Below are 24,115 nucleotides of genomic sequence, written 5' to 3'. Positions count from 1 at the left end.
GATGGCAGTTCTCCCCTCGCTCGTCCTGCGCGGTCGCAGCACGCGCTCTCCCGCTGCTCGCAGGCTGCCCTCGCCCGAACCCGCCGGGCTGAACTCGGTGGTCGACTGCGCCGTCTACGTGGACGGCAGCCGGCTGCCCGGTCGATGGACCCACGGTGAGGCCGTCGCGGAGGTCCGCAGGCGTGGAGCGGGGTTCGTCTGGATCGGGCTGCACGAACCCACCGAAGACGACATCAAGGGCGTCGCCGAGACCTTCGAGCTGCACGAGCTGGCCGTGGAGGACGCCGTCCACGCGCATCAGCGTCCCAAGCTGGAGCGTTACGACGACACGCTCTTCATGGTGCTCAAGACGGTCCGCTATGTGACGGAGCCCGCAGGCCAGGCAGGCGAGGTCGTGGAGGGCGGCGAGATGATGGTCTTCCTCGGTCGCGACTTCGTGGTCACCGTCCGGCACGGCAGTCACTCCGGGCTGGCCGGGATGCGGCGAGCACTCGAAGCCGACCCCGAGCACCTGGCCTCGGGGCCCGCCGTCGTGCTGCACGCGATCGCGGACCAGGTCGTCGACAGCTATCTCGCCGTCGGCGCCGTCATGGAGTCCGCCATCGACGAGATGGAGACGAAGGTCTTCGCCCCGAAGACCACGGTCGACGCCGAGCAGATCTACCTGCTCAAGCGCGAGGTCATGGAGCTTCGTCGCGCGGTGAAGCCCCTGGGCACGCCGCTGCGTCGACTCGCGGACGGGTACACCCCGTTGGTGCCGGAGGAGGTCCGCTCCTACTTCCGCAATGTCGAGGACCACCTGACGAAGGTGTCCGAGCAGGTCGCGGGTTTCGACGAGCTGCTCACCACGCTGGTGGACGCCGCGCTGGCCAAGATCACGCTTCGCCAGAGCAGCGACATGCGCAAGATCACCTCGTGGGCGGCGATCATCTCCGTTCCCACCATGATCGCGGGCATCTACGGCATGAACTTCGACTACATGCCCGAGCTGCACTTTCAGTACAGCTATCCGGTCGTCCTGCTGGTCATCCTCACCAGCTGTCTGACCCTGTACCGCACCTTCCGCCGCAACGGCTGGCTGTAGACCGCCGTCGAGCGCACCCGAGACCACGAGAGAGAGGACGGTGACACGGTGATCCGTCTCATCGGCAGCCTTCGCTTCTGGGCCCTGGCCGGCATCCTGCTCTGGATCACCGCCGTGACCGTGCTGATCGCGGTCGACGGGGTACCCGACTGGGGCTGACCAGGCCTCGCACCGTCGCCGGTGGCGAGTGCGCTCGGTCGGGCGGCTCGATCCCGACGGCGCCGCCGCCCATCGCGTGATCGACCTCGCCCCCGGGAGGCGCCGCGCCCGGCCGATCAGCCGAGCCAGGTGAACGGGATGCCGTGGCCGCCGCCCGTGCCGAGTCGTCCGGCCAGTCCCGACGGCCACAGCCGCAGCAGCAGATCGAAGCGATAAGGCATCGGCGCGCCCGGCGGCATGCGACGAGACTCGTAGACCAGCAGGGCCAGCGGCGCGCGATCGGTCGCCCGGGCTGCCGCCTCGGCCAGGATCTCGCGACCTCGGGCCCGGTCCCGTGCCGAGACGTACTGCCAGACGACCGAATGCCACACCACGGTGAGGACGTCGGCGGGGAGATCAGCGAGCCGGTCCGCCAGCCACTCCGGTCCGGCGGCCCGATCCACCGTGATCGGGTCCGTCGAGGCCAGGCGCAGCGCGGCCTGCAGCCGATCCCAGCGCTCGAGGCTGTCGGGCCAGACAAAGGACGACAGATGCAGCCTGCCCTCCTCGGTGTTCGGGTCGGAGGGGTGCAGGTCGCAGCCCGCTCGCTCGACGATGCGCAGCTCCGCGCTCAGGTCGGCGGACGGCCTGCCCGTCCACGCCGGGTCCAGCCGCAGCGGACTGGTCTCGTCCCCGACCACGGTGCCGTCGAGTTCGAGGGCCACCCGGTCCGGCCGGAGGTTGAGCCCACCACTGGCCCCGATCTCCAACAGCCGGATCGGGAAGGGAGTCGACCGGCCGACCCGGCGGGCGGCCTCCTGCGCAGCCACCTGGAGGCCGCCGAGGCAGGGCGCCATCCTGCCCGGTTCGTTGGTCTGCACCGCCGTGGCCGTGGCGCGCTCGCGGACGCCGTCGGATCCCGCGAGGATCGCCGCCCTGGCGGCGGGCCAGAACGTCGCCGGGTCCAGTCGACCGCCCGCGGTCGGGTAGTGGCGAGCCAGCTTCGGAGCCCGGCCCGACAACACCAGGTGGTGCACCGCTGCGGCGAAGCGCAGTCCGGGGACGCTGCCCGCCCCGCCCAGCTCCAGGCCGCACACCACCGAGGTCATCGGCCCGCTCTCGGCGAGGTCGTCGGCGACGGAGTCGAGCAGCAGGTTGGTCAGGGGGCTGGCGGGCAGACAGGCACGGGCCGCGTCACGGAACAGCTCGACCAGCATGGCCATCACCCTAGCCGTACGTGGGCGTCACGCTCCGCATCCGACAACGCCTCGGGCGAGGAAGTTCGGCTGTCCGGTTCAACGTTCCGGCGGCTGCCCGCGTGTGAGGGGCGACCGGAACAGGAAGGCAGGCATGTGACGTTCGATGACTTCGTCGCCACCCGACTTCGCGATCTGCTGCGCTATGCGACGGTGCTGTCCTGCGATCCGCATCTCGCGGAGGACATCGTCCAAGAGGTGCTGATCCGCGCCCAGAGTCGCTGGCGACGGATCGGGGCGCTGGACTCGCCGTTGCACTACGTGCGTCGGATGGTGACCAACGAGTTCCTGTCCTGGCGTCGCAGACGCGCCACGCGGGACGTCAGCGTCCCGCCGGAATCATTCAGCGGACTCGTCGAGACCGGCCACGATCCGATCGTGGTCTTTGACGAGCGCGACGCGATGCTGACCCGCATCGCGCGGCTGCCGCCGAGGCAGCGGGCCGCGCTGGTGCTCCGCTACTACGAGGGTCTCGCCCATGCGGAGATCGCGTCGATCATGCGCTGCTCCGAGGGCACGGCACGCAGCAACATCTCCCGCGCGCTGGCCACGCTGCGCAGCGGGACGGAATCGGCAGCACCCATTTCCACTCGAATCGGCGGGAAGGAGCGGTGACGGACATGGAAGGTTCACGGACCGAGCATCTGATCGAGGCGGCATTCGAACGGCAGGCGGAGGAGGCTCCGTCTGCGGAGCCGGTGGCCGCGCGGTTGCCTGCCCTGCGGTCTCGACGGCGGCGCAGAAGGGCCCTGACCGGACTCGCCGTAGTGGCAGTGGTCGGGGCGCTGGCCGTACCCACCGCCCTGCGCGCCTTCCCACCCGCTGCCGCGCCTGCACCGCCTGCGGGACAGACCGTGGAATCCCGTGTCGCCGAGCCGCCCGGCCCGCCGCCGATCCCCATGCGATACACGGTGGGCTGGCTGCCGGACGATTTCGTCGAGGTCTCCCGCAACGTCGACGTCGAGGGCGGGTTTCCCCAGACGCAGAGGTGGGCGCCGCTGGAGGGGATCGAACAGGGAGATCCGGAGGACTTGATCGAGAACGTGGTGCGGTTCACGGCATATGATCCGGACGAGATCAACTGGGACACCGTGGCCGAGGACCTCGCCGAGAGTGGGGACCCGACCGTCAACGGCTCCCCCGCGATGCTGGACTCCGCACCAGGACACAGCAGCAACCTGGTGTGGATGCCCGACGACTCGACCGTGCTGACGGTGAGGGTCGGCGACATCCCCGGCGCCGACACCGAGGACGTGGCCTACCGGGTGGCGGAATCCGTCCGCCCTGGCGGGGAGTCGCCGTTCCACGCCGCGCTGGAACCGGGCTGGCTCCCGCCTGCCCTGACGGTCAGCGGTAGCGGCGTCATGCGGCTGGACGATGTCTGGGGGGCAACCCTCTCCCTGACCCCCCCGGACGCCCACCCCATGTCGCCCAGCCTGTCGCTGTGGACCCGCGTCGCCGATAGTCCGGATCGACTTCCCGAGCACGGCGCGGGTACACCGGTCCGGGTGGGTGACCGCGACGGCACGTTCTGGCCTGCCCGCGACACGAGCGAAGGGCCGCTGTCCGCGGTGTTGCAGGTCCAACTCTCGGATGGACGTTGGCTGGAGACGACGTTCCAGGATCACGAGAATTCGGAGGAGGGTCGTGAGATCGGCGGCCAGGAAAGCATGGTCCGCTTCGCGGAGGAGCTGATCTTCCTCGAGGAGCCCGCAGGCGGCTGGTTCGGCGACTGATCACCACCACCCGCCCCGGGATCGCCCGTAGTCTCAGCCACATGGCCGGGGTGCTGGCGGTGGCCGACGAGGTGGTGGAACGGTTCTGGTCCACCGACCTCCGCGGACTGGGCGCGGAGTTGATCCTGGGCGCGGGCGATCTCGGAGTTCGACTACCTGGCCTCTCTCAGCGATCGGCTGGAAGTGCCGTGCGTCTTCGTGCCGGGCAATCATGATCGGGATCTCACCGGCTATCGGCGGCGGCGCTGACTGTGGCTGCGCGCCGGGATGCCCGTCACGTGGCCCGGCCCGCCGGGTGCGGTCAACGCCGACGGCCGGGTGGTGGACGTGGCCGGGCTCCGGATCGCCGGGCTCGGCGGCTCGATCCGCTACCGACCGGGTCCCGATCAGTGGACCGAGCGAGAACAGGCGCGCCGGGGCAGAAGACTGTCCCGGCGCGTCGCCCTGCGCAGGCTCCGAGACGGCGGCGGAGTCGACGTCCTGCTTACCCACGCCCCGCCCCGAGGCTGCGGCGACCGGGGGGACCCGCCGCACCGGGGCGTCCGCAGCCTGCACTCCACCGTCCGGCGGCTTCGTCCCGGACTGTTGATCCACGGCCATATCCATCCGTTCGGCGAGCCGGTGGGCGATCGGGAACTGCACGGCACCCGAGTGGTCAACGCGGTCGGCTATCGCATGCTGGACGTGCCAGGTCGGCCCGTGGTGAGGAGCAGCCCGATGCGTCGTGACACCGGATTCCCCAGAGCCGACGCGGAGTACGACTTCCTGCGCGTCCGCCGCAGGCAGGTGTTGGCCCGGCTCGCCATGTGGCTGCGCCGCGAGCCCGACGACGTGAACGTGATGCTGCCCTTCGACGAGGTCCTGTCCGCCCTCGGCCAGCGCGGGCAGCGCAGGATCGGCCTCCGGGTGCTGCGGCTGGACTCCATCGTCGGCAGCGTGGACCGGACGCGGGACTTCGACCGGCGTTTCCGCCCGACCTCGGCTCGAGTCCGGGAGCGATGGGAACGGCTGGCGCTGGCTCGGCGACGCGGCGAGTCGGTGCCGCCGATCGACGTCTACCGGATCGGCGACCTGCACTTCGTCAAGGACGGCCACCACCGGGTGTCGGTGGCGCTGGCGCAGGGCCTGGAGACGATCGACGCCTATGTCACCGAGGTCGTCACCATGCTGCACGCGGGCGACATCCGCTTCCGGGGTGATCTGATGGTGAAGAACGACCGCAGGCTGTTCCTCGAACGAGTGCCGCTGCGGGGCGAGGCCAGGGCGGCGATCTCCCTCCCCGACGCCTGGCGGTACACGGAGTTGAGCGAGACCGTCGAGGCCTGGGGTTTCCGGGTCATGCAGGACGAGGGACGGTTTCTCGACCGCCAGGCGGTGGCGCTGCGCTGGTACGAGGAGGAGTTCATCCCCGTTATCGCGATGCTGCGGCAGGCCGACCTGATCGGCGACCGCACCGAGGCCGAGGCCTACCTCGCGGTGGGGGAGGAACGCTACCGGCTGATGCGGACCCATCGATGGGACGACGAGGTGATCGCGGCCGTCCGCAGCAGCGTCGCGCGACGCTGACAGCGGCGGCGGGCGAGCCGCTCAGGCGACGGGCCTCGCCCGACCGACCAGAGCTGGTCGTCGAACGACGCCCGTCGCCGTCACCTCGGCATGGGCCGATCAGCGGTTCAGGCCTCGCGGGTCAGGTTGCGACCGTCGGCCGGGTCGAACAGTTGGATCTTGTCCGCGTCGAACCAGACCTCGTGCGTCGCGCCCTCCCTGGCCGTCGAGGTCGAGGAGAGCCTGGTCACGAGGTGGCCCTCCGACGAGGGGACGTCCGAGGTCCCCGCGTCGGCTGCCAGCTCGTCCAGTTCCGCGGAACTCGCCCGCTCCTCGACCGCCAGGTAGACGTACTTGTCCGAACCCATCGACTCGACCACGTCGACCTCGGCGGTGAACAGCCCGCCCTTGCTCCGCACCGACTCCTCGATCAGAGCCGCGTCCTCGAAGTGCTCCGGACGGACGCCGAGGATGACCTCGCGCGGCGCCTTCGACGCCTCGAGGAGCCGCCGGGTCCGGTCGGTGATGTGCACCGAGCCCAACGGCGTGCGCAGTGTGTCGTCGGCGATCTCGCCTGCCAGGAAGTTCATCGCGGGCGAGCCGATGAACCCGGCGACGAACAGGTTCGCCGGGTGGTCGTAGAGGAACTGCGGCGAGCCGATCTGCTGCACCGCACCGCCCCGCATCACCACGACGCGATCGCCGAGGGTCATGGCCTCGGTCTGGTCGTGGGTGACGTAGACCATCGTGGTGCCCAGCTTCTTCTGCAGCTTGGACACCGACGTCCGCATCTGCACGCGCAGCTTGGCGTCGAGGTTGGACAGCGGCTCGTCCATCAGGAACGCCTTGGGGCTGCGGACGATCGCCCGCCCCATCGCGACCCGCTGCCGCTGCCCGCCGGAGAGGTTCGCGGGCTTGCGATCGAGATGTGCGGTGAGGTCCAGCGTCTTGGCCGCCTCGGCGACCTTGCTGTTCACCGTCGCGTCGTCGACCTTGGCCAGCCGCAGCGGGAAGGCCATGTTCTCTCGCACCGTCATGTGCGGGTAGAGCGCGTAGGACTGGAACACCATCGCGATGTCCCGATCCTTGGGCGCGCGGTCGTTGACCCGCTCGCCCGCGATCCGCAGCTCGCCCGCGCTGATGTCCTCCAGCCCGGCGATCATGTTCAGCGTGGTGGACTTCCCGCAGCCGGACGGGCCGACCAGGATGACGAACTCGCCGTCGGCGATCTCGATGTCCACATCCTTCACCGCGACCGCGCCGTCGGGATACTGCTTGGTCACCTTGTCCAGGACGATCTCAGCCACTGGTCACCTCATCCCTTCACAGCGCCGGAGGTCAGCCCGGCGACGATGCGGCGTTGGAAGAACAACACGAACAGAATGATCGGGATCGTGATCACCACGGCTGCCGCGGAGATCGACCCGGTCGGATCCTCGAACTGCGAGTCTCCGGTGAAGAACGACAGTGCCACCGGCACCGTCCGCGACGACTCCGTCGAGGTGAGCGTCAACGCGAACAGGAAGTCGTTCCAGCAGAAGATGAACACCAGGATGGCCGTGGTGAACACGCCCGGCGCCGCCAGCGGGGCGATGACCCGCCGGAAGGCCTGTGCGGGCGTGGCGCCGTCCATCTTCGCCGCCTTCTCCAGCTCCCAGGGGATCTCCCGGAAGAAGGCCGACAGCGTGTAGATCGCCAGCGGCAGCGAGAAGGTGATGTACGGCAGGATCAGTCCCAGCCAGGTGTCGAAGAGCCCGAGGGCCCGCTCGATCTCGAACAGCGGCGACACCAGGGAGATCTGCGGGAACATCGCGATGAGCAGCGACACCCCGACCAGCAGCCGTTTGCCGGGGAAGGTCAGCCTGGCGATGGCGTAGGCCGCCATCGTGCCGAGCACCACGGCGATCAGCGTCGCGATGAGTGCGATGCCGATGGAGTTGCCCAGCGCACGGATGAACTGTCCGGTGCTGAAGATCGACGCGTAGTTCTCCAGCGTCCATTCGCGGGGGATGAAGTTCCCGTCGGTGATCGTGCCGGGGGTCTTGAACGAGAGCGAGGCGATCCACAGCACCGGCACCAGGGCGTACACCACGACGACGGCGTTGATCAGCGTCCAGCCGAGCTTGCGGTTCCTGGTGGCGGTCGCGCCGAAGGCGGCCATCAGCGCCTCCCCTCGTTGTCGCTGCCCGGCGCGGAGGTGCCGAACAGCTTGATAAAGATGAACGCGATGATCGCCACCGCGATGAAGATCAGCACTGACATCGTGGAGCCGATGCCGAGGTTCAGCCCCTTGATCAGGTTCGTCTGCGCCAGCATCGACACCGAGGAGGTGTCCTGTGCTCCGGAGGTGAGCACGTAGATGTTGTCGAAGACGCGGAACGCGTCGAGGGTGCGGAACAGCAGGGCGACCAGGATCGCGGGCTTCATCACCGGGATGATGACCTTGGTGAAGCGCTGCCAGCCGCCTGCACCGTCGATGGCCGCCGCCTTGAGCAGGTCGTTCGGCACCAGTGCCAGGCCCGCCATCAGCAGCAGGGCCATGAAGGGCGTGGTCTTCCAGACCTCGGCCAGGATGATGACGCCCAGCGCGCTGGCCTGCTCGGTCAACGGGGCTCCCCCGCCGAAGAGGTTCGCCAGATAGCCGGTCTCCGGCGTCCACGCGTACCGCCAGGAGAAGGCGGCGACGACGGTGACGATGCCGTACGGGATCAGCGCCGAGGTCCGCACCAGGCCGCGTCCGACGATGGTCCGGTGCATCACCAGGGCCAGGGCCATGCCCAGGACCAGCTCGATCGCCACCGAGACCAGGGTGATCAGCACGGTGACGCCGAAGGCACCCCACCAGTAGCCGTTGGTCAGCACCGTGACGTAGTTCTCGAACCAGATGAACTCACGCTCATCCGGGAACTTCAGGTCGAAGCGCTGCAACGACAGCCACACCGAGTAGATGATCGGCCAGGCTGTGACGAGCACCATCACCAGCGCGGCAGGCGCACAGAGGAGCCAGCCCAGCCTTCGCTCGGCCTTGCGGCCCTCCGACAACGGCGCCTTGCGGCGGCGGGACGTCGTGACCGCGCCGGGTGCGGCGACTGCGGGCTGCGGATCGGCGGTACCGGTCGGCTCACTCACGGCAGGACCCCCTTCGACTCCAGGGCGTCCTGAACGGACTGCCGCAGTTCCTCGGCCGTGGCCTCGGGAACGATGTTCCCCGGCGGCGAGAGCGTGGCGGCCAGCACCGTCGAGACGTTCTGGTAGGCCGGGGTCAACGGCCGGTTCGCCGCATCCTGCAACTCCTCCAGGATGACGTCCTTCATCGGGTATGCGTCTTCCATCTCGGGCTCGTCGTAGACGCTCTCGATGGTCGGCGGCACGCCGTCGTTGATCGCGGAGTACTGCTGGTTCTCCGCGTTGCGCAGGCACAACGCGGCCTCGAACGCCTCGTCGGGATGCTCGGTGTACCGGCTGATGCCGAGGTTGAAGCCGCCGATGGAGACCCGCGACGGCACGCCGGGCTCGACACCCGGATACCGCGCCCAGCTCACGTTCTCCGCCAGCTCCGGGGCCTCGGACTGCATGGCCGGGTAGACGTACGGCCAGTTCAGCTGGAACGCACCGTTGCCGGACTGGAAGGCCAGCCGCGCCTCGTCCTCCATCGCATTGGTGAAGGACTGGTCGGTGACGCCCGCCGAGGCGAAGTCCTGCAACACCTCGAGGCCGCGCACCGCGCCCTCGTCGAAGACCGCCTGGGTCCCGTCCTCGGAGAGGATCGAGCCGCCTGCGGAGGCGACGATGCTGTTGTAGATGACGACCAGGCCCTCGTACTGAGCGCCGGTGGCGTTGACCTGGTAGGTCTCGCCCGCGTCCCGCAGCTCCTGCGACAGCTCGATCATCTCGCCCCAGGTCTCCGGGGGCGAGTCGACCAGGTCGGTGCGGTACCAGAGCAGTTGGACGTTGGTGTTCTTCGGCGCAGCGTAGAGGCGGTCCTCGTAGCGGGCGGACTCCAGCGGCCCCTCCAGGGTGCCGTCCTCCACCTCGGCTCGGTGCTCGCCCGTCCACTCCAGTGTCCAGCCCGCACCCGCGAACTCCTGGGTCCAGGTGATGTCCAGTCCGAGGATGTCCATGCTGGTGTCCTCGGCGGCGAGTCGCCGAGCCATCTGGGTGCGCTGATCATCCGCGCCGCGCGGCAGGATGTTGTAGGCGATGCGGTAGCGCCCGTCGGCCTCCTCGTTGCAGTTGTCGACGACGGTCTGAAAGTTCTGCTCCGGGGCGTAATACAGGTTGATCGTGATTCCGTCGTCCGCGCCGGCGGCACAACCCGCCAGCGGTGCGACGAGCAGAGCCGTGGCGGCGACGGCCGCCTTTCGCCCCTTCGCCCTCCCAGACCGCGACCGAGTCGCGGGACCGTTCATCCCTGTCTCCTTCCCGCCGCACCGAGGGAAGTCGAACCGGGTGGTCATCGACGACCCGGACCACCACACACGGCCGGCACCTCACTGTGCCCATCCCGCGGCTCACCCCTTCGGGGGTAGAACCAGGAACGAAGTGTGAAAACCCGCACACCTCGGGAACGGTGGGTAAAACCTAGGCCCGAAGATCACGGCTCGCAACAACCCCGGGCGGATTGCCTGCGGCTGCCACCAGCCTGTTATCAAACGGGGCCGTAGGTCCGGAGAGAGGGTCGATCAGGAAGTGGTGCGTCGGGGGCCCATCGCCAGCCTGGCCAGGATGTCCCGCCCCTGTTCCGCGTGCCTCGGCTGGCAGAGCACGTCGTAGCGACCGGCCACGAGCTGGCTGGCCGACATGAAGTCACGCCGTCCCCTGGCGGAGGCATAGGTCGCCGCCGCGAAGAGGACGCCGAACAGCACACCGGTGGCCAGGCCGACGAGGATCGGGCCGAGTATGAAGCCGTCCGGGCTGCCGAACAGACTCAGCAGCACACCGACGAAGAGGCCGAACCACGCGCCGGAGGCCGCGCCGCCGCCGAGGACCTTCCCCCAGGACAGCTTGCCCGTCACGCGCTCCACCAGCATCAGGTCGACGCCGACGATCGTGACCTCCTGGACGGGGAAGTCACCGTCGGCGAGGTGATCCACCGCCCGCTGCGCCTCCTCGTAGGTGGCGTAGGACCCGATAGGCCACCCGGTGGGGGGCGTGGGCAGCCTGGGCGCTCCCGGCGAGCCGCCACCGGTACCGCCGAACGGACTTGTCACCATGTCTCCCCTCATGAACGTGAGAACCTGCATCCTGCCAACGATCGGCACGCCTGACAGTTCCGCCCCCGACAGAACGACGAATCAGACATACCCATGATCCATGCTGCTCGCGGGGGCGACCACTCCGCCCGACGGCGTCCCCCGATGTGACGTATTGCCGCCCGAAAGGGCAGGCAGAGCACGCACTCTCGGGTTCGCAGCGGCGGACGCCGGACCCGCGTGGCGCAGGCGGGACCACGCGGGTCGTCTCGGCCCTGACGGGGTGCTCCGGACACTCGCCGCCGCGCGCTCGCGGCCCCCGACCGCATCGCACGTGACCCGCCGTCGCCCGTGCACATCGGGGTCGGTTCAGGAGGAGCCGCCGTCACCGGTGCCCGGCGAGCGGACGTCCTGCGCCCGCCCCACCTGGTGCCCCCGAGCCCGTCATCGCCCGGCCCGGTTCGGCCGTCCGCCGTCGACGCCGAGCCGTCCGATCAGTCCTCGGGCCGCCACGGCTCCCGACGCACGAGTCCGGCCGCCCGCCCCTTCGCCGCGATCACCAGTGCCATCTTCCGCGAGGCCTCGTCGATCATCTCCTCGCCCAGCAGCACGGCGCCTCGGGCGCCGCCCGCCGCCGAGGTGTGCCAGGCGTAGGCGTCCAGGATGTTCTCGGCGTGGTCGTAGTCCGCCTGGCTCGGGGAGAACACCTCGTTGACCGCGTCGACCTGGCCGGGGTGCAGCACCCACTTGCCGTCGAAGCCGAGTGCGGCCGAACTCGCGGCCACCCGCCGCAGGCCGTCGACGTCCCGGATCTGGAGATACGGGCCGTCCACCGCCTGGATGCCTGCCGCCCTGGCCGCGACGAGCAGCCGCATCAACACGTAGTGGTAGGCATCGCCCCGGTCATATCCCGGCGGCTGCTCCCCCACCACGAGACTTCGCATGTTGAGAGAGGCCATGAAGTCCGCGGGCCCGAACACCAGTGCCTCGAGCCGAGGCGAGGACCGGGCCAGCTCGTCGGCCGCCACCAGGCCGCCCGCGCTCTCGATCTGCGCCTCGATGCCGATCCGTCCGACCTCGAGGCCGTTCGCCAGCTCGATCTGAGTCAGCAGCACGTCGAGCCACCGGACCTGCTCTGCGGACTCCGCCTTGGGCAGCAGCAGACAGTCGAGATCGGCGCCTGCCCCCTCGACCACCTCGATCACATCCCGGTAGGCCCACTCGGTGCTCAGGCCGTTGATCCGCACCACTCTGGTGCGACCGCCCCAGCCGCCCTCGGTCAGCGACTCGACGGCGTTGCGTCGTGCCTGCGCCTTGGCCGGGGGCGCGCAGGCGTCCTCCAGATCCAGGAAGAACTCGTCGACCGGCAGACCCCTGGCCTTGTCGATCATCTTCAGGCTCGAACCGGGGACGGCCAGGCATGAACGACGGGGGCGCATGCGCTCGACCACGGTGATCCTCGCTCTCCTCGGGGCTGACTCGTCCCGGCGAATGTTAGGAGGACCGCAGCGGGCGCGGCGCGGTCAGGCTTCGGTGCGGAGCCGGACCCGCCCGCGCCGCCCTGGAGGGCCCGCAGCTGACCTGGTGGTTACCCACCGCTGTCAGCAGCGGTGATCGTCGTGGGGTCCACCTCGCCTGCCGGCGAAGGAATTTTTCCCTCTGCCAATTTCATGCAGGTATCACCCAGCACGTTCAACTGATAGCGGGCGAGCTGCGAGCTGAAATATCGGACCACTCCCGTCAGATGCGTTTCGGTGGCCGTCCGCAGCCTTTCCAGGCCATGGCTGGTGAGGACCGCCAGCACGCCCCTGCCATCCGTGTCGACTCGACTCCGACGGACGAGTCCGGCACGTTCCAGCCGGTCAACCAGCCTGGTGACACCCGATCTGGAAAGCAGCACGGCATCGGCCAACTCCGTCATCCGAAGCCGGCAATCCGAGGATTCCGCCAGTTGGAGTAGTACTTCGTAGGCAGCCAGCGAGAGTCGTTGCTCCGCTATCAAATCCGCTTCCAACGAACGGGTGACCCTCGCATGCGCGCGCAGGAAGGCACGCCACGCAGCCATCTCTTCGTCCGTCGGTAATCGGGCAAGACCGGTATCCGCCACAGAAGTCGATGTTACTCACCGCGTCCAGTCGGATGCACGATATCGACGAGAAAGATCGCCGAGAGGGCGACGAGGAGCCGTCGGGCCAGCCCGTAGCATGGGGCTGAGCGGCTCGACCCCTGTCCAGGGGCGACGCCCGACCCCAGGCCGGAGGCAGGAGAGCTGCCCGAGGCCGGGGTGAGAGACGCGAATCCCGTACCGGAAGGTCGGTGCTCAGCAGTGACCACTGTGCAGCCCGCAGACACCACCCCCTCGTCCGCATCGGTGCACGAGGCGCTCGGCCGGGTCGAGGACCCGGAGATCCACCGGCCCATCACCGAGCTGGGGATGGTCAAAGACGTCTCCATCGCGGCGGACGGCGTCGTGTCCGTCGCGATCTACCTGACCGTCGCAGGCTGTCCCATGCGCGACCGGATCACCAAGGACGTCACCACGGCCGTCAGCGCCGTCCCCGGTGTCCGCGAGGTCCTCGTCGAACTCGACGTGATGAACGACGAGCAGCGCGCGGAACTCCGTCGCGGGCTCCGAGGCGACGCCGCCGAACCGCGCATCCCCTTCGCCGAGCCCGGCTCCATGACCCGCGTCTACTGCGTGGCCTCCGGAAAGGGCGGGGTCGGCAAGTCCAGCGTCACCGTCAACCTCGCGGTGGCCATGGCGCAGCGCGGTCTGTCGGTCGGCGTGGTGGACGCGGACATCTACGGTCACTCGATCCCCCGGATGCTCGGCGCGGGCGGCAAGCCGACGAAGGTCGAGTCGATGATCATGCCGCCGCAGTCCCACGGCGTGAAGCTCATCTCGATCGGCATGTTCACCCCCGGCAACGCTCCGGTGGTCTGGCGCGGCCCCATGCTGCACCGCGCGCTCCAGCAGTTCCTCTCCGACGTGTTCTGGGGAGACCTGGACGTCCTGCTGCTCGACCTCCCGCCCGGAACCGGCGACGTCGCCATCTCCGTCGCGCAGCTCGTCCCGAACGCCGAACTGCTGGTGGTGACGACACCGCAGCAGGCGGCGGCCGAGGTGGCCGAGCGGGCAGGCGCGATCGCGCTGCAGACCCGACAGCGGGTCGCGGGCGTCGTGGAGAACATGTCCTGGATGGAGATGCCCGACGGGACGCGGCTGGAGATCTTCGGGTCCGGCGGCGGAAAGCTCGTCGCGGACTCGCTGAGCCGTTCGGTCGGTGCCGAGGTGCCGCTGCTGGGTCAGGTGCCACTGGACCAGCGCCTGCGGGAGCAGGGCGACGCGGGCACGCCGCTGGTACTCGCCGAGCCGACCGCCCCCGCTTCGGTGGTGCTGTCGGACATCGCCAAGCGACTCACCGTCCGGGCCAGGGGGCTCGCGGGCCAGATGCTGTCGGTCACCCCGGTCAAGCGCTGAGGTTTCGCCTTCGCGGCGGTCGCCCGTCGGCCGCCGCGTCGAGGCGCACCTCGGCCCCGGCGCGGAACGCGCGCCGGGGCTGCGCCTCGCCGAAGCCGGTTCGCACCGCGAATGCGGTCACCGTGCCTCGGCCCCGACGCACCGACGAGGCTGAGCCGGGTCCGTCAGCGCGCGGCGCGCGGCGTCTCGGAGAGCGCCCGGGTTCGACGTCCGAGACGGGGCGGCGGCCGAACGGCCCGCCCGGGTCGATGGACACTCGCCGAGAAGCCTCCGCAGGCCGAGCGCTCGCGGATTCGGGCGGACCGGGTGCGGGCTCGGCAGCTGTCTTCAGCGTCGATGCGGCCGATCAGGAGCGGACCGGTCGCGACCAGGCGAGTCTGCTCAGGTGGCGTCGGGATCGATCGGCGGGCGCTCACCGGGCTTCAGGGCGGGCTCCACCGGCCGGGGAGCAGCCGCAGGCGTGCGATTCGCGCCGTTCGTCCGATTGCGCGGCGTCGGCTCCTCGTCGAACAGCTTGCGGGCCTGCTCGGTAACCATGCTGCGCGGATTGAGATTGCGCAGGCCCCGGAGGTCGTTCAGCGGCTTCTGGAGGTCGTCGAACTCAGGTCCGAGTTCATCACGCAGCTGCTGGCGGGCGCCGGTGGCGTAATCCCGCACCTTGCGCACCGAGCGCCCGAGCCAGGCCGCCGCCTCGGGCAGCCGGTCGGGACCGAAGATGAACAGCCCGATGATGAGCAGGACGATCAGCTCACCCCAGCCCACACTGTCGAACACTCGCCACCCCCTGGGACGTCCTCGACAGCCTAACCGCTTCGCCGCTCAGAACCGATACCCGCCGACGATCAACTGTCCTCGTCCGACTGGAGGGTCACCGGGATCACCAGGACCTCGGCGCCGCGCACCGCCTCCAGCTCGACCACCGCGCCGATCTGCTGCTCTCGGATCGCCGCCGCCAGCTCTTCCGCACCGAAGATCTCTCGATCGCCGACCCGGATGATGATGTCGCCCTCCGCGAGCCCCGCCTGATCGGCCGAGCTGCCTGCTCGTACGTTGACCACCTGAGCGCCGCTGAGGTCGTCGGTGATCACGCTGTTGGAGTTGACCCCGAGATCGGGATGGTGGATCTCACCGTTGCGGATCAGCTCCTCCGAGATCCGGCGGACGTCGTCGACGGGGATCGCGAAGCCGAGGCCGATGGAACCGCTCTGCCCCTGCCCCGCCATCGGCGGCGTCCGATTCAGAGTGTTGATGCCGATCAGCGTGCCGCTGGAGTCCACCAGCGCGCCGCCCGAGTTTCCGCTGTTGATGGCCGCGTCGGTCTGAATCGCCCCGAACACGACCTCGCTGCCGTCGGTGGCGTCCAGCCGCATCGGCCGGTCCAGATAGCTGACGATGCCCTCAGTGACGGTGCCGGACAAGCCCAGCGGGTTGCCCACCGCAAGCACCGAGTCGCCGACCTGGAGGTCTGCGGAGCTGCCCATCGGCAGGACCGTGAGGTTGTCGACGTCCACGCGCAGCACCGCCAGGTCAGTGCTCGGGTCGCGCCCCACGATCTCCGCCACGGCACGGCTGCCCTCGTGGAAGATGACGGTGAGACTCGACTCCGGGTCGTCCGCCGACTCGGCGATCACATGGTCGTTGGTGACGAGGTATCCGCCTTCGTCGATCACCACCCCCGACCCCATGTTGCCGACCGTGTCCTGAACGGAGACCACGGCGGGCCGCACCCGCCCGGCGAGTTCGGCGACCGAACCCGGCTCGCGCTCGATGCCGGGCCGGACCTCGGCGAGCCGCACCTCCGGCCCGCTCAGCAGGCTGCCGCCTTCGACGGCCAGCCGCCCGATCAGGCCGCCGACCAGTCCGATCACCAGGGCGAAGGCCCCGAGCAGCAGCAGTGCGCGCGGTTTGACCCTGCCGCCGAAGAGGACCTCGCGAGCGCTCAGTCTCGACCCCTCCGGCAGCGTCGACGCGTCACCGGCGGGCTGGGCGTCCTCGGCGGCGACCGCAGGCGGGCCGAGGACGGCGGTGGAGCTCGGATCGCGCCAGACCGAGCCCTCGGTGGACCAGAAGACCGGTTCCGCCCGATCCGAGCTGCCTGGCCGGACGTCTCGAGCGCCGGGCGGGCGTTGCAGCCCGGCACCACCGCCCGCCGGTCTGCCGAAGGCCTCGATCAAGGCCGAGGGCGGCGGGGCGGTCGGCAGCTCGACGCGCGCCGAGGAGGCAGTCTGCGTCCGAGGATCGAAGGCGGTCGTGATGCCGTCTGGTCTGGCGAAGACCGCAGCCTCGGCCGGGTCGACCGGCGGACGCACCTGCGGTCTCGGTGCCAGCCTCGGCACGCCGGAATCCACGGAGGTGCCCTCCGGTCCGGAGGGCTGATGTCCCGACGGCGATGCAGGCGACTGCGAACTCATGTTTCCCCGAGCGGTAGACGACGGAGGACCGGCGAGCGGCAGCGGGCAGGGGCTCGCCCGCCAGGTCAGCTTAAGAGCCTCGATTCACTCCCCGCCATCCTGCTCGCGCAGACCGCCTGAGAGCCCGTCTTCGATTTTGCCGTCCTGTTGTGCAGGGCAGGCGCGGTACGGCGTCGTCCTCGGTCACCATGACTGGAGTCATGGCTCCCTCCGGTCGCCGTGCAGCTCGTCCACGCCGATCCCCGCCCACGACGGAGCGGCCCGAAGACAGCCTCTCCAGATCAGGCAGAGAGAAGCCTCTCCCACCGGAGGTGAAACCGATGTGGTGGAACGGGTGCGACCGCGCGATCAGCCGCCGAGATTCGGCGGGCCGCCCAGGAAGGGCAGCAGGCCGGTCCCCAACGCGGCGCGTGGCCCGGGCTGCGGCGAGGAGGGACGCTCCGCAGGCGAGCCGGGTGAAGTGGTCGCGGACTGCGGACCGACGTCGGGTGCGGCGGGCTGCTGTGCGGTGGCGGGTGCGACGACCGGCAGGACGGTCTCCGGGAGGGCGCCCATGTCGTAGACGGGTCGACGCGCACCGCCCGCGCTCGCGCCGCCCGCGCTCTCCTCGGCGCCGAAGGTGGAACTGCCGGTGACGCGTTCCGGCTGCTCGGCAGGCAGGACGAGCGCCACGGCCCCCAGGACCAGACCGGAGACGACCACGCTCGCACTGTTGCGCGCCCGGCGGTCCACGGCCCGCAGGCGCTCCGAGCCGAGTCGCGAGCCTGCGGCCCGCTCGGCCGAGGGCCTCGAGGCGGAGCCGAGCACCGCAGACCCCTCGCCGAGGCGAGGGCCGGAGCCCAGCGCCGGGCCGGAGCCGAGGACCGCCGAGTCACCGGGGGTGCGACCGGCGGGCGGGCTGCCGGTGGAGCGCACGGTGACCACCTTGCCGTCCGGGGTCACCGCCAGCTCGTCCGGTCCGGAGGGAAGATCGGCATGCTGCGGGATGGCGCACAAGGCCTCCAGCAGCCCTACCGGCATCATCGGGGGAGCCGCTGTGCGTACTGCCGTACGCGCCTGTCTCTGCGCCGTGGCCCGGCCGGAACATGCCGGGCAGCGCGCAAGATGACTCACCGCTCGATCGTGTGCGGATGCCGAGAGCTCCCCGTCCACCAATGCGACCAGCGCATCGAGAGCCAGATGCTGCTCCGGGAGCGCGAAACCGCGCAGTTCCGTCATACGGACGCCTCCTGGGCACGCTCGCGACGATGCTCAAGAGCCTCCTTGAGCGCCTGTCGCCCGCGATGGATTCTGCTCCGCACTGTACCCAGCTTCACCCCGAGCGTGGCTCCGATCTCCTCGTAGGAGAGACCTTCCACATCACACAGCACCACGGCCGCCCGGAACTCCGGCGGCAGCGCGTCGAGCGCGGCCTGGAGGTCCGGGTCGAGGTGCATCGAGCTGTAGACCTCTTCCGGGCTCGGGTCGCCGCCGGGCAGCCGGTCGGTGTCCTCCGGCAGGCCCTCCATCCGGAGCCGAGCGCGCCTGCGTGCCATGTCCAGGAAGAGGTTCGTGGTGATGCGGTGCAGCCAGCCCTCGAACGTGCCGGGTTTGTAGGAGGCCAACGAACGGAAGACCCGGATGAAGGTCTCCTGGGTCAGGTCCTCGGCGTCGTGCTGGTTGCCCGTCAGTCTGAACGCCAGCCGGTACACCCGATCGGCATGATTCTGGACGACCTCCGCCCAGGTGGGCGGGGTCCAGTCTGTCGCCTGTTCATCGGACAGGCTGACCACCGGACGGGCCGTTTCGGTGTTCGAGTGTGCTGGCATCGTCGGACAGGACACCTCCTCAGGGCTCTCACTGCCCCATGTAACGACGGAGCGACCCGTGGTGTTCCCACGTCGCGCGAACACGCCTGCGGGGGCCTAGGCTGCCCTCGACTCTCCCCGAGTCCGCCGGATAACACTGTCCGGCATCCAGGTGAGACGACGATGAGAACCGCCTGAGAGCAGCCTGAGAGACTGCCCACGACACCGTCCGTGACCGAGACGGACCGGCCGTGAGCCTGCACTCTTCTGGCGCGTTCCTCTGTTTTCCGGGGCCACGCCGCTAACCTCCTATGCTGTGACACCCGAGACGCCGATCGCCGACGCCGATGCGGTCCAGGACTACGTTGCGGCGTACCTCGCCCAGGACGAGGTGCTGGCCGCCGCTCGGGCGCGCGGTGTGGAACTCGGGTGTGCGCCGATCAGCCTCGGCACGGGCGCGGCACTGCGGTTCCTGACCACGGCGCTACAGGCCAGGGCCGTGGTCGAGGTGGGCACCGGGACCGGGGTGAGCGGCCTGTGTCTGCTGCGCGGCATGGCGCCGGACGGCGTGCTGACCTCGATCGACGTCGATCCGGAGTATCAACGGGTCGCCAGGAGGATCTTCGCCGACGCCTCGCTGCCCTCCGGGCGCACCCGACTCATCATGGGTCGCGGTCTGGAGGTGCTACCCCGGCTCGCCGACGGCGCCTACGACCTGATGTTCGTCGGCAGCGCGATCACCGACTACCCCCGGTATCTGGAGGAGGCACTGCGGCTGCTCCGGCCCGGCGGCGTGCTGGTCCTGGACAACATGCTGGATCGGGAGTTGCTCACCGATCCCGACACGCGAGATCCCGAGGCACAGGCGCTGCTGGAGGTGGCCAGGGCGGTGCGCTCCGATGAACGGCTTGCGCCGCTGCTGCTGCCGCTGGGTGACGGCCTGCTGCTGGCGGCCAAGGCGCCCTGACATCGGAGGCGCCCCGAGATCTCCAGGCGCGGGGGCCCGACAAGACGGCGAGCAGCCCACCGTGCGGGAGGCCGCCCGCGTCGGTCCGGGCGGCACCCGGGTATCGGCCGAGACAGATCGAGGTCGCCAGGCGCAGGCGATCGGGCTGTCCCCGACTGGCTCGGCAAAGCCGTGCGAGTCGAACCGGCCGCGCTCCTCAGGCGCCCGACGGTTCCGACGGGCAGCGGAGACAGGACGACCGGACACGACACCCTCGGCCGCGCCCAGAGTGGCATGGTCAACGTCTCGCCCGCACGCTGCCGCTGCCCGCGACAGATCGGCTCAGCGCTCCGCGCGGGCGCCCTTGCCGAGGACGACGACCCCGCCGCTGCTCACCGTGTAGGACTCCCGATCCCGCGCGGGGTCCACGCCGATCCGCGCGCCGGGCGCGATGACGACGTTCTTGTCCAGGATCGCCCGTCGCACCACCGCACCGCGCCCGATCCGGACTCCGGGCAGCAGCACGCTGTCCTCCACGATCGCACCGTCGTCCACCATCACGTCGGCGCTGACGACCGAACCCCGGATGTCGCCGCCGGAGATGATCGAGCCGGGGCCGACCATCGACTCCCGTGCGGTGCCGCCCTCGATGAACTTCGCGGGCGGCAGGGGCGGCGTGGCGGTGCGGATCGGCCACTGCTGGTTGTAGAGGTTGAAGACCGGGTGCACCGACACGAGATCCCGATGGGCGTCGTAGTAGGCGTCCAGGGTTCCGACGTCCCGCCAGTAGCCGTGGTCCCGCTCCGTGGAACCGGGTACCTCGTTGTCGCTGAAGTCGTAGACGGTGGCCACGCCCCGGTCGACGAGCATCGGAATGATGTTGCCGCCCATGTCGTGGACGGAGTCGGGATCGGCGGCGTCGGCCCGCAGGGCGTCCAGCAGCACCTCGGTGGAGAAGACGTAGTTGCCCATCGACGCGAAGGTGACCTCCGGGTCGTCCGGCACGTGCGGCGGATCGGCGGGCTTCTCCAGGAAGCTGGTGATCCGGCCGTCGGCGTCGGAGTCGATGCAGCCGAATGCCTTGGCCTCGGTGCGCGGCACCCTGATGCCCGCCACTGTGACTCCCGCACCGGACTCGATGTGCTGGCGGACCATCTGCGCCGGGTCCATCCGGTACACGTGGTCGGCGCCGAAGACGACGATGTGATCCGGATGCTCGTCATACACCAGGTTCAGCGACTGATAGATGGCATCGGCGCTGCCGGTGTACCAGCGAGGTCCGAGCCGCTGCTGCGCAGGCACGGGCGTGATGTAGTCGCCGAGCACCCCGGAGAGTCGCCACGTCGTGGAGATGTGCCGGTCGAGTGAATGCGACTTGTACTGGGTGAGCACGCAGAGGCGGACGTAGCCCGCGTTCACCAGATTCGACAGCACGAAGTCGACGAGTCGATAGTTTCCCCCGAAGGGGACCGCCGGTTTCGCCCGGTCCGCGGTCAGCGGCCACAGCCGTTTGCCCTCGCCGCCCGCGAGCACGATCCCGAGTACGCTGGGCTGCCCCTTCACGATCACCGACCCTAGTCGCCCCGACGCCTGTCTATCCAGTCTGCGGGTTGCCTGTTTGCTGAGTTGTCCTCATATTCTGCGTCCTCTGCACATCCTGGCGCGATTTCACCTGCTCGTGTTGACGAGACGACGCGCCGACAGCATTCACCCGATCACCTGGGTGCGCTCACTCAAGCGGGCCATCTAGTGTCGCCTCCTGTGCGCATCGGACTGATGACCCGTGAATATCCGCCCGAGGTCTACGGCGGGGCAGGCGTCCACGTCGGCTTCCTCGTCCCCCGGCTGCGGGAGTTGATCGACGTCGACGTGCACTGCTTCGGCGAGCCGCGCGAGGACGCCCGCGCCCACGCGCCCGCGCCCGGCCTGGAGGCGGCCAACGCGGCACTGCGCGCACTCTCGGTCGACCTGTCGATGACCCAGGCCGCCGAGTCGGTCGACCTCGTCCACTCCCATACCTGGTACGCCAACCTGGCGGGCCATCTCGCGGGGCTGCTGCACGGCGTTCCCCACGTCGTCACCGCCCATTCGCTGGAACCGCGCAGGCCGTGGAAGGCCGAGCAACTCGGCGGCGGGTACCGGTTGTCCTCATGGGTGGAACGCACCGCATACGAGGCCGCGGACGCGGTGATCGCCGTCAGCGACGGGATGCGAGCCGACGTGCTCTCCTGCTACCCCGCTCTGGACCCGGACCGGGTGCACGTGGTGCGCAACGGCATCGACACCGACGCCTATCACCCGGTGACGACGACGGACGCGCTCCAGGCGATGGGGGTCGACCCTGGCAGGCCGATCGTCGCCTTCGTCGGCCGGATCACCCGGCAGAAGGGCGTGGCGCATCTGGTCGCCGCAGCACATCACCTCGACCCCGAGGCGCAACTCGTCCTCTGTGCGGGCGCCCCGGACACACCGGAGATCGGCGAGGAGATCGGGCGGGCAGTCGCCGAGCTGGCGGCGACGCGCCCCGGTGTCTTCTGGATTCAGCGGATGCTCGATCCGGCGGAGGTCCGTCAGGTCCTCAGCCATGCCACGGTCTTCGTCTGCCCGTCGGTGTACGAGCCGCTGGGCATCGTCAATCTGGAGGCCATGGCCTGCGGCACCGCCGTGGTGGCCTCGGACGTCGGCGGCATCCCCGAGGTCGTCGATCACGAGGAGACGGGGCTGCTGGTGCATCTCGACGAGAAGGACCCGCTGACCTTCCAGCACGGGCTGGCCGAGGCGGTCAACGCCCTGCTCGCCGATCCGGCCCGCGCGGCAGCCATGGGCGCGGCGGGCAGGCGGCGCGCGGTGACGGACTTCTCCTGGGCAGGCGTGGCAGAGCAGACGGTGGCCGTCTATCGGGCTGCCCTGGCGGGCTGAGCCCGGCCGCCGCTCGGGCGGGCTCGTCATCCGGTGCTCGGGACCGGTCCACGGGCATGCGGCCCGGACCGCCCTGCCGCGCGGCGGGGCGGTCCGTCGGTGGTTCGCCCGGCCGGGCCTCGTCAGGTCGGCGAGCCGGCCGGGCGGGGCCCGGCCAGCAGACGACCTGCGACACGTCGAGCCCCGGTTCAGCCCCCCGTCGGGGCTGCCGAGCTGCTCCTCGATCGCGCCTGCCTGCCGACGTCGGAATCCGCCTGCCCCGCTGCGTCCCGTCGGGCTCGTCGTTGGGCACGGGCTGCGAGCAGCACCCCCGTCGAGGCAAGCAGGAACCACGCACAGACGACGAGGACGAGGCCTGCCCAACCCCAACGGCCGTAGACCAGGCCGCCGATCACTCCGCCGACGCTGCCGCCGAGGTAGTAGGCCAGGAGATACAGGGCAGGCGCCTGCGTCCTGGCCGCCCCGCTCGCCCTGGCGCTCACCCAGCCGCCCGCGACGGCGTGCGCGGCGAAGAATCCGCCGGTGAACAGGCCGAGACCGAGCAGGACGGCACCGAGCTGGTCGGGCAGCGTCACCAGGACCCCGAGGACGGTGACCGCCAAGGCGCCGATCAACACCCGCGGTCTGCCCAGTCGATCCGCCGCCCGTCCCGCCGTCGCCGAGGTGATGCTGCCGATCGCGTAGGCCAGGAACACCAGCGCGACCACCGCCGGAGCCAGCAGGAACGGCGGAGCCAGCAGCCGAAAGCCCAGCACGTTGTAGAGCGAGACGAATCCGCCCATCCCCAGGGCCGCCACCAGGTAGGGGCCGTAGAGCACCGGATCGGTCACCGCAGCCCGCAGCCCGCCGAGAACTGCGGATCGACGCAGCGGGGCGGGCCTCGGCCCCTGCGACGGCGGCAGTACCAGCACGAACACGACGGCGCAGGCCGCAGCCAGCAGAGTCACCGCCCAGACGCCGATCCGCCAGTTCGCGAGATCGGCGATCACGCCGGTGATCAGCCGCCCGGACATCCCACCGAGGCTGTTCCCCGCGACGTAGAGGCCGATGGCCGCACCGAGACCCGCCGCCCGAGTCTCGACAGCCAGGTAGGCCATCGCGACGGAGGCCAGCCCCGCGACCGCCAGGCCCTGCACCGCACGCAGCGTGACCAGCATCGGGAAGGAGTCCGCCAGCGGCACCACCACGCCGATCAGCACGGCGGCGCAGACCGAGACGATCATGACCGGTCGACGACCGAGCGCCTGGGAGACCACGGCCAGCGGCAGCAGCCCGACGGCCAGGCCGCCGGTCGCCGCCGACACCGCCAGCGAAGCCCCACCGGGACCGAGCCCGTACTGCTCGGCGAACTGCGGCAGCACGGGCTGGACCGAGTAGAGCAGGGCGAAGACGGCGAAGCCCGCGACCAGCATCGCCACGCCGATTCGGCGAGCGCGTCGCCGGGCACTGCCTGCGTCCGGCACCGCGCCGCCGAAAGCGGGTTGCGCAGGCCCCGCGCCGTGGTCCCGAGGTGAGCCGTGAGGCCCCGACGACCGCCCGGCAGCGGATGCGCCGGGGCCGTCGACTCCAGAATCGTCGGAGAAAGCCACGAACCGACCGTAGGACGGCCGCGATCCCCCG

Annotated in this window: 21 protein-coding genes and 1 pseudogene; 8 read left to right on the top strand and 14 right to left on the bottom strand. The window is 70.1% G+C overall.

Annotated elements, in window-relative coordinates; genetic code table 11:
* The first annotated feature begins 1 nt into the window (after nt 1).
* Complete coding sequence (locus UA75_RS04780; RefSeq protein WP_075743414.1) at nt 2–1,084, top strand: magnesium and cobalt transport protein CorA; 1,083 nt, start codon at nt 2–4, stop codon at nt 1,082–1,084.
* Between the two features lie 275 nt (nt 1,085–1,359).
* Here the strand turns inward: UA75_RS04780 and UA75_RS04775 are convergent, their stop codons facing one another.
* Nucleotides 1,360–2,439: a DUF2332 domain-containing protein gene (locus UA75_RS04775; RefSeq protein WP_075743413.1), complete on the bottom strand. Its 1,080-nt coding sequence runs from the start codon at nt 2,437–2,439 to the stop codon at nt 1,360–1,362.
* 135 nt (nt 2,440–2,574) lie between these two features.
* Between UA75_RS04775 and UA75_RS04770 the strand changes: the two genes are divergently transcribed.
* From UA75_RS04770 to UA75_RS04760, 4 genes and pseudogenes are all read left to right on the top strand, one after another.
* Nucleotides 2,575–3,093 (top strand): SigE family RNA polymerase sigma factor, encoded by a 519-nt coding sequence (locus tag UA75_RS04770; RefSeq protein WP_075739208.1) that lies wholly within the window; start codon nt 2,575–2,577, stop codon nt 3,091–3,093.
* Nucleotides 3,094–3,098: 5 nt separating this feature from the next.
* Nucleotides 3,099–4,214: a hypothetical protein gene (locus UA75_RS04765; RefSeq protein WP_157433994.1), complete on the top strand. Its 1,116-nt coding sequence runs from the start codon at nt 3,099–3,101 to the stop codon at nt 4,212–4,214.
* A gap of 41 nt (nt 4,215–4,255) precedes the next feature.
* Nucleotides 4,256–4,898 (top strand): annotated as a pseudogene (locus UA75_RS31560) (metallophosphoesterase family protein); the annotation flags it as partial.
* Nucleotides 4,899–4,931: 33 nt separating this feature from the next.
* Nucleotides 4,932–5,780 (top strand): chromosome partitioning protein ParB, encoded by an 849-nt coding sequence (locus UA75_RS04760; protein WP_075743412.1) that lies wholly within the window; start codon nt 4,932–4,934, stop codon nt 5,778–5,780.
* Nucleotides 5,781–5,887: 107 nt separating this feature from the next.
* Here the strand turns inward: UA75_RS04760 and UA75_RS04755 are convergent, their stop codons facing one another.
* From UA75_RS04755 to UA75_RS04725, 7 genes are all read right to left on the bottom strand, one after another.
* A complete protein-coding gene (locus UA75_RS04755) occupies nt 5,888–7,066 on the bottom strand; it encodes an ABC transporter ATP-binding protein (protein ID WP_075739204.1) in 1,179 nt (392 codons plus the stop codon).
* A gap of 8 nt (nt 7,067–7,074) precedes the next feature.
* Complete coding sequence (locus UA75_RS04750) at nt 7,075–7,920, bottom strand: carbohydrate ABC transporter permease (RefSeq protein ID WP_075739202.1); 846 nt, start codon at nt 7,918–7,920, stop codon at nt 7,075–7,077.
* Nucleotides 7,920–8,801 carry a carbohydrate ABC transporter permease gene (locus UA75_RS04745; RefSeq protein ID WP_232237800.1) on the bottom strand — a complete coding sequence of 294 codons (882 nt, stop codon included), beginning with the start codon at nt 8,799–8,801 and terminating at the stop codon, nt 7,920–7,922. Before UA75_RS04745 ends, UA75_RS04750 begins: the two co-directional genes overlap by 1 nt.
* Before the next feature lie 83 nt (nt 8,802–8,884).
* A complete protein-coding gene (locus tag UA75_RS04740) occupies nt 8,885–10,168 on the bottom strand; it encodes an ABC transporter substrate-binding protein (protein ID WP_075743411.1) in 1,284 nt (427 codons plus the stop codon).
* 273 nt (nt 10,169–10,441) lie between these two features.
* Entirely contained in the window at nt 10,442–10,972 is a 531-nt protein-coding gene (locus UA75_RS04735; protein WP_198042922.1) for a general stress protein, read from the bottom strand.
* Between the two features lie 473 nt (nt 10,973–11,445).
* Nucleotides 11,446–12,390: an HpcH/HpaI aldolase/citrate lyase family protein gene (locus UA75_RS04730; protein ID WP_404799984.1), complete on the bottom strand. Its 945-nt coding sequence runs from the start codon at nt 12,388–12,390 to the stop codon at nt 11,446–11,448.
* 149 nt (nt 12,391–12,539) lie between these two features.
* On the bottom strand, nt 12,540–13,058 hold the full coding sequence (locus UA75_RS04725) for a MarR family winged helix-turn-helix transcriptional regulator (protein ID WP_075739196.1): 519 nt from the start codon (nt 13,056–13,058) through the stop codon (nt 12,540–12,542).
* 219 nt (nt 13,059–13,277) lie between these two features.
* Between UA75_RS04725 and UA75_RS04720 the strand changes: the two genes are divergently transcribed.
* Nucleotides 13,278–14,432, top strand: coding sequence for an Mrp/NBP35 family ATP-binding protein (locus UA75_RS04720; protein ID WP_075739194.1), 1,155 nt, complete (start codon nt 13,278–13,280; stop codon nt 14,430–14,432).
* Nucleotides 14,433–14,813: 381 nt separating this feature from the next.
* Here UA75_RS04720 and tatB read toward each other — a convergent pair whose 3' ends face one another.
* From tatB to sigE, 4 genes are all read right to left on the bottom strand, one after another.
* Complete coding sequence (gene tatB / locus UA75_RS04715; protein ID WP_075739192.1) at nt 14,814–15,206, bottom strand: Sec-independent protein translocase protein TatB; 393 nt, start codon at nt 15,204–15,206, stop codon at nt 14,814–14,816.
* 68 nt (nt 15,207–15,274) lie between these two features.
* Nucleotides 15,275–16,768 (bottom strand): S1C family serine protease, encoded by a 1,494-nt coding sequence (locus UA75_RS04710; RefSeq protein WP_232251163.1) that lies wholly within the window; start codon nt 16,766–16,768, stop codon nt 15,275–15,277.
* Nucleotides 16,769–17,191: 423 nt separating this feature from the next.
* Nucleotides 17,192–18,061 carry an anti-sigma factor family protein gene (locus tag UA75_RS04705; protein ID WP_075739188.1) on the bottom strand — a complete coding sequence of 290 codons (870 nt, stop codon included), beginning with the start codon at nt 18,059–18,061 and terminating at the stop codon, nt 17,192–17,194.
* The gene (sigE, locus tag UA75_RS04700) at nt 18,058–18,651 is read right to left on the bottom strand and encodes an RNA polymerase sigma factor SigE (protein ID WP_075743409.1); all 594 of its coding nucleotides are present in this window, start codon (nt 18,649–18,651) and stop codon (nt 18,058–18,060) included. The genes UA75_RS04705 and sigE overlap by 4 nt, the downstream gene beginning before the upstream one ends.
* Nucleotides 18,652–18,946: 295 nt before the next feature.
* On the opposite strand from sigE, the gene UA75_RS04695 reads away from it, so the two are divergent.
* Nucleotides 18,947–19,597 (top strand): O-methyltransferase, encoded by a 651-nt coding sequence (locus tag UA75_RS04695; protein ID WP_075739186.1) that lies wholly within the window; start codon nt 18,947–18,949, stop codon nt 19,595–19,597.
* A gap of 321 nt (nt 19,598–19,918) precedes the next feature.
* Here UA75_RS04695 and glgC read toward each other — a convergent pair whose 3' ends face one another.
* Nucleotides 19,919–21,139: a glucose-1-phosphate adenylyltransferase gene (glgC, locus tag UA75_RS04690; RefSeq protein ID WP_075743408.1), complete on the bottom strand. Its 1,221-nt coding sequence runs from the start codon at nt 21,137–21,139 to the stop codon at nt 19,919–19,921.
* A gap of 198 nt (nt 21,140–21,337) precedes the next feature.
* On the opposite strand from glgC, the gene glgA reads away from it, so the two are divergent.
* Nucleotides 21,338–22,495, top strand: coding sequence for a glycogen synthase (gene glgA / locus UA75_RS04685; RefSeq protein WP_075743407.1), 1,158 nt, complete (start codon nt 21,338–21,340; stop codon nt 22,493–22,495).
* Between the two features lie 188 nt (nt 22,496–22,683).
* On the opposite strand, the gene UA75_RS04680 is transcribed toward glgA, so the two are convergent.
* Nucleotides 22,684–24,084, bottom strand: coding sequence for an MFS transporter (locus UA75_RS04680; RefSeq protein ID WP_232251161.1), 1,401 nt, complete (start codon nt 24,082–24,084; stop codon nt 22,684–22,686).
* Between the last annotated feature and the right edge of the window lie 31 nt (nt 24,085–24,115).

The sequence above is a fragment of the Actinoalloteichus sp. GBA129-24 genome (assembly GCF_001941645.1).
Taxonomy (GTDB): Bacteria; Actinomycetota; Actinomycetes; order Mycobacteriales; family Pseudonocardiaceae; genus Actinoalloteichus_A; species Actinoalloteichus_A fjordicus.
Note: the sequence above shows the minus strand (reverse complement) of the source record. Positions and strands in the feature narration are given on the sequence as shown.